Below are 3741 nucleotides of genomic sequence, written 5' to 3'. Positions count from 1 at the left end.
TTCGGACGGCGGCGGCCCCGGGTCGGACGGCCCGACGTCAGCGTCGGGGGGTCGGTCCGTCGTGCGTGGTGTCGGCGCGCACCTGGTCGAAGGCGGGTGCGCCGTCGATCGCGTCGGCGGCGACGGCGGTCGACGTGGCGGCGTCCGGCAGGTCGAGGCTGGTCCGCAGGGTGATCGGCTTGAGCAGGAGCGCGGCGACGATGCCGACGACCCCGATGGCGGCGGAGATGAGGAAGATGTGTCCGGTGGCGTCACCGTACGCGGCCCGGACAATGTCCTGGACCTGCTCGGGCAGGGCGGTGATGTTGAGGTTGCTGCTGCCACCCGCGCTGCCGGAGGTGGGGATCCCGGCGGCGGCGAGGTCGTGGGTGATCTGGTCGCTGACCCGGCGGGCGAGGACGGCGCCGAGAACGGAGACGCCGATGGTGCCGCCGAGCGACCGGAAGAACGCGACGCTGGAACTGGCCGCGCCGATGTCCTTGAGCGAGACCGTGTTCTGAACGGCGAGAACGAGGTTCTGCATGGTCATACCGACGCCGACACCGACGATGAACATGGCGGCGCCGACCAGGACGAGCGACGTCTCGTGGTCGATGGTGCCGAGCAGGGCGAACCCGGCGACGAGGAGGATCGAGCCGGCGACGATGTACGGCTTGATCTTTCCGCTCTTGGTGATCAGCCGACCGGCGACGATCGAGGAGCCGAGGACGCCGGCCATCATCGGGATGGTGAGCAGGCCTGCCTCGGTCGGGCTGTAGCCGCGGCCGATCTGGAAGTACTGGCCGAGGAAGACAGCACCGCCGAACATGGCCATGCCGACCGCGAGGCTGCCGAGGATGGCCAGCGCGGTGGTGTGCTGACGCACGATGCCGAGCGGGACGACCGGCTCGGCAGCGCGCGACTCGACCCAGACCGCCAGTGCCAGCAGGACGAGCGTGCCGCCCACCATGGCCGCGGTCTGCCAGGAGGCCCAGGCGAACGAGCTGTCGACGAAGGAGATCCAGATCAGCAGCAGACTGACGCCAGCGGCGATGAGACTGGCACCCAGGTAGTCGATCTTGACGTTCTCCCGGCGTGCGGTCGGCAGGTGCAGGGTGGCCTGGAGCAGGATCAGCGCGATGGCGGCCACCGGCACGCCGACGAAGAAGCACCAGCGCCAGCCGAGCCAGGACGTGTCGACGATGAGGCCGCCGAGCAGCGGACCGCCGACCGTCGCGACGGCCATGACTCCACCGAGGTAGCCGTTGTAGCGGCCCCGCTCGCGCGGCGGGATCATGGCCGCGATCGCCACCTGGACGAGGGCCTGCAGGCCGCCGACCCCGATGCCCTGGAACGCGCGGGCGGCGATGAGCTGGCCGGCGCTCTGCGAGAAGCCCGCGATGACCGAGCCCACCAGGAAGACCACGATGGCGACCTGGATGAGGGTCTTCTTGTTGAACAGGTCGGCCAGTTTGCCCCAGATCGGGGTGGTTGCCGTCGCGGTGAGCAGGGTCGCGGTGACCACCCAGGTGTACTGGGTCTGCGAGCCGTTCAGCGATCCGATGATCTTCGGAAGCGCGGTCGAGACGACCGTGCTGCTCAGCATCGCGACGAAGAGCACCAGCAGCAGGCCACTGAGCGCTTCCAGTGTCCGCCGATGGGTCATCGGCTCAGCGCCGGCCGTGATGGTGGGTGCGCTCATCGCGCGGCCTCCAGGTTGTCGTTGTCGTTGTTTCCGAGGGCGACCTCGATGTCGCCGGTGAACCGGCCGAGGGCGGCACTGAGCGCCGCCACCTCGTCGGGAGTCCAGTCGGCGAGCGCTCGTTCGAGCACCTCGCCGTACCAGCGGTGGCTGTCGGCCAGGGCGGCACGGCCGGCCGGGGTGACCGCCAGGAAGGTCGCCCGCCTGTCGGTCGGGTCCGGCCGCCGCTCGACCAGGCCGTGCGCGACGAGCGCCGCGACCGAGCGGCTGACGGTCGACGCGTCCAGCCGAGTGCGGTCGGCCAGGTCGCGGGCGTGGCAGTCGCTGGAGAGCTGATCGATCTGCACGAGCATGCCGAGCATGCCCGCCGGAATCGCCGGGCGTTCGTCAGCCCGGCGCTGCTTCAGCAGTCGAACGCTTCTGACCAGGTCGTACAGGCGAAGGCCGAGTTCACTAGCGCCGCTTTCCACGTCTGCTCCCACACGAGAGTTGGTTGCCTCAAGCAAGCATTCACCGATCTTGCCCACTAGGCAAGTTTGCTCATTGAGAAGTCGCTCACCCGCACGTACCCTCGGTGCGATGGACGAGACGACCGGTCTGCGGGAGCGCAAGAAGGCGGCCACCCGTCTCGCCCTGCACGAGGCGGCCCTCCGTCTCGCCGCCGACGAGGGCATCGACGCGGTGACGGTCGAGGCCATCGCCGACGCCGCCAACGTCTCCCGGCGGACCTTCTCCAACTACTTCTCGAACAAGGAGCAGGCCCTCTTCCACGGCGACACCATGCGCCTGCACCGGCTGTTGCAGCTGATCCGCGAACAGCCCGTCGACGAGGCGCCGTGGACCGTCCTGAGCCGGGCAGCCGAGCGCCTCACCGAGGAGGTCTTCGGCGGTTCCGAGCCCTCCTGGCTGACCCAACGCCGGAAGCTGCGCGGGCACCCCGGTCTGGCCCCACACCAGGTGGCGGCGTACGCCGCGATCGAGCGCGAGCTGGCCGCGGAACTCGCCCACCGGCTCACCGACGACGACGTGGCACTGCGCTCCCGCCTCCTGGCCGCGACCTTCCTGGCCATCCTCCGGGTCGCCGTCCAGCACTGGATCGAGCACCCGGGCGACCCGATGGCGGAAACCGTCCGGACCGCACTCGCCGCGGCCGCTCCCGCGGCGGCGCACCGGGGCCACCGGACCAGCACCGGCGCCTAGCCCCGTTCTCCGGTCCCCACAGAGTCCCCAGGACTCCCCTGCCTCCGGTTCGCCCACGGACTCAGCTCCCGCTGGCCGTCCGGGAATGTCGGAAAGCCTCGCCTCCGGGGGCCGATCCGTCGGTATTCCGGGATTCGACGCGATCGGCGGGCGACGCACCTCAACGGCACGGATGCTGACACGTCGGCCGGACACCCGGTCCGCCGAAGAGGAGCTGCGCGCAGATGGCAACAACGGACAAGGCGTCGGGAGACCGGCTCGGCGCGACACTGGTTATGGCCTGCCTGGGGGTGTTCGTCGCATATCTGCCGGTGACGACGGTGTCGGTGAGCCTGCCGGCGATTCAACGAGGGCTGAACGCGTCGACCGCCGACCTGTCCTGGGTGTCGGACGCCTTCGTCCTGCCGATGGCCGCCCTGATCCTGACGGCCGGCGTCTTCGGCGACGTGCACGGGCGCAAGAAGGTCTTCCAGGCCGGCCTGCTGTTCTGCGCGGTCGGCGCGTCCGTCGCGCTGTCGGCGCAGTCGATCGCGATGGTCTGGGTCGGCCAGGCGCTGGCCGGTGTGGGCGCGGCCGCTCTGCTGCCCGCCACGCTGGCGCTGATCAGCCACGCCGTGCCGGACCCGAGGAAGCGCGGCCGGTACATCAGTCTCTGGGCCACCTCCCTGATGCTCGCCCTCGCGCTCGGCCCACTCCTCGCGGGGACGATCCTCGAGCACGCGTCCTGGCGGTGGATCTACCTGCCGGCCATCCCGCTCGCCCTGCTCACCGCCCTGATCGCCATTCCGCTGGTGACCGACTCGCGGGCGCCGGGAAGGCGGCACCTGGACTGGCCGGGACAGATCACCGCCGCCCTGGCC

Annotated in this window: 4 protein-coding genes; 2 read left to right on the top strand and 2 right to left on the bottom strand. The window is 70.5% G+C overall.

The genetic code is table 11. The features are described 5' to 3' along the window. Positions 1-37 precede the first annotated feature (37 nt). Complete coding sequence (locus KBX34_RS32685; protein ID WP_210928934.1) at positions 38-1681, bottom strand: MDR family MFS transporter; 1644 nt, start codon at positions 1679-1681, stop codon at positions 38-40. Beyond that, entirely contained in the window at positions 1678-2151 is a 474-nt protein-coding gene (locus tag KBX34_RS32680; protein WP_307871552.1) for a MarR family transcriptional regulator, read from the bottom strand. The genes KBX34_RS32685 and KBX34_RS32680 overlap by 4 nt, the downstream gene beginning before the upstream one ends. A gap of 109 nt (positions 2152-2260) precedes the next feature. On the opposite strand from KBX34_RS32680, the gene KBX34_RS32675 reads away from it, so the two are divergent. Together KBX34_RS32675 and KBX34_RS32670 are read left to right on the top strand one after the other, a co-directional pair. Beyond that, positions 2261-2881 carry a TetR/AcrR family transcriptional regulator gene (locus tag KBX34_RS32675; RefSeq protein ID WP_210928933.1) on the top strand — a complete coding sequence of 207 codons (621 nt, stop codon included), beginning with the start codon at positions 2261-2263 and terminating at the stop codon, positions 2879-2881. 224 nt (positions 2882-3105) lie between these two features. After that, positions 3106-3741: MFS transporter (locus KBX34_RS32670; protein WP_210928932.1), on the top strand; the 636-nt coding region annotated here is incomplete at its 3' end.

The sequence above is a fragment of the Micromonospora sp. M61 genome (assembly GCF_018070245.1).
Taxonomy (GTDB): Bacteria; Actinomycetota; Actinomycetes; order Mycobacteriales; family Micromonosporaceae; genus Micromonospora; species Micromonospora zamorensis.
The sequence above is the reverse complement of the archived record's forward strand: the minus strand, read 5'-3'. Positions and strand labels throughout refer to the sequence as shown.

Excerpts from the sequence above, each read along its gene's own strand:
- KBX34_RS32685 (WP_210928934.1), bottom strand. The coding sequence starts at position 1,681 with ATGAGCGCACCCACCATCACGGCCGGCGCTGAGCCGATGACCCATCGG.
- KBX34_RS32675 (WP_210928933.1), top strand. The coding sequence starts at position 2,261 with ATGGACGAGACGACCGGTCTGCGGGAGCGCAAGAAGGCGGCCACCCGT.